Below are 1,479 nucleotides of genomic sequence, written 5' to 3'. Positions count from 1 at the left end.
GGATTTTTGTGACGGGATGGATTGATGTACACCCTCGAAGACCTGCTTCACCTGATGAATCGCCTGCGGGACCCGCAATACGGTTGCCCGTGGGACATCAGGCAAACCTACGCCACCATCGTCCCCCATACCCTGGAAGAAGCCTACGAAGTGGCCGATGCGATCGAGCGCGGCGATTTCGATCACTTGCAGGGCGAATTGGGCGACCTGTTGTTCCAGGTGGTGTATTACAGCCAGTTGGCGCGGGAGGAAAACCGTTTCGAATTCGCCGGCGTGGTCGACAGCATCACCCGCAAGTTGATTCGTCGTCATCCCCACGTGTTTCCTACTGGTGACCTGTACGCGCCGGTGGGTATCCCGCGCCTGAGCGAGGACGAGGTGAAGCAGCGCTGGGAGGAAATCAAGGCCGAAGAACGTGCCGAGAAGGCTTCGGCGCCCGAACAGTTGTCGTTGCTCGACGACGTCCCGGCGGCGCTGCCGGCCTTGTCCCGTTCGGCAAAGCTGCAGAAGCGTGCCGGCCAGGTGGGTTTCGACTGGCCGGGGCCGTTGCCGGTACTCGATAAGGTCAGGGAAGAGCTGGACGAAGTGCTCGAAGCCATGGCAGACAACGATCCCGTAGCCATTAGCGATGAGGTGGGCGATCTCTTGTTCAGCGTGGTCAACCTGGCGCGACACCTCAAGGTGGACCCCGAGGCGGCCCTGCGTGGCGCCAACGCAAAGTTCGAACGGCGTTTCCGATTTATCGAACAGGCATTGCGCGACACCCACCGTCCCATGGAAGATTGCACCCTCGAAGAGTTGGACGCCTTGTGGGGCGAAGCCAAACGTCAGGAAAAGAATTTGCCCAGCTGTGGCTGAGGCCGTTGCCTAAGTGAGTAAGCACCATGAGCCTTTCCCTTCGCGACCAGTTGCTCAAAGCAGGGCTGGTCAACCAAAAGCAGGCCAAGCAGGTCGGCAAAGAGAAGCAGAAACAGCAACGCCTGGCCCACAAAGGCCAGATTGAGCTGGATGATTCCCAGCAGCGTGCTGCCCAGGAAGCCATGGCCGAAAAGGTCAAGCGCGACCAGGAACTCAATCGCCAGCAGCAGGAAAAGGCCGAGCAAAAGGCCCGGGCCGCGCAGATCAAGCAATTGATCGAAGTCTCGCGCCTGCCGAAGCTGACCACTGAGGACTACTACAATTTTGTCGACGACAAGAAGGTCAAGCGCATCTCGGTCAATACGCTGATGCGCAACAAGCTCAGCAGCGGCTCCCTGGCGATCGTCCACCATGCCGGCGGCTACGAAGTGATCCCGCGCGAAGCGGCGCTGAAGATCCAGGAACGCGACCCCAAGCGCATCGTCCAGCTCAACACCCAGACCGAAGAAGTCGATGCGGATGATCCGTACGCGGCGTATCAGATTCCTGATGATTTGATGTGGTAAGGATGGGCTGATCGCAAGACCTGTGGACGACCTGTGGGAGCGAGCCTGCTCGCGA

2 protein-coding genes are annotated in these 1,479 nt (G+C 59.5%); both read left to right on the top strand.

All coding sequences use genetic code 11. The features are described from left to right. Positions 1-24 precede the first annotated feature (24 nt). The gene (gene mazG, locus OC610_RS27320; RefSeq protein WP_264432542.1) at positions 25-858 is read left to right on the top strand and encodes a nucleoside triphosphate pyrophosphohydrolase; all 834 of its coding nucleotides are present in this window, start codon (positions 25-27) and stop codon (positions 856-858) included. 26 nt (positions 859-884) lie between these two features. Beyond that, entirely contained in the window at positions 885-1,424 is a 540-nt protein-coding gene (locus OC610_RS27315) for a DUF2058 domain-containing protein (RefSeq protein ID WP_030142404.1), read from the top strand. The last annotated feature ends 55 nt before the right edge of the window (positions 1,425-1,479 follow it).

The sequence above is a fragment of the Pseudomonas agronomica genome (assembly GCF_025917275.1).
Lineage (GTDB): Bacteria > Pseudomonadota > Gammaproteobacteria > Pseudomonadales > Pseudomonadaceae > Aquipseudomonas > Aquipseudomonas agronomica.
Note: the sequence above shows the minus strand (reverse complement) of the source record. Positions and strands in the feature narration are given on the sequence as shown.

Coding starts and splice junctions, on each gene's coding strand:
- mazG (WP_264432542.1), top strand. CDS start 25: ATGTACACCCTCGAAGACCTGCTTCACCTGATGAATCGCCTGCGGGAC.
- OC610_RS27315 (WP_030142404.1), top strand. CDS start 885: ATGAGCCTTTCCCTTCGCGACCAGTTGCTCAAAGCAGGGCTGGTCAAC.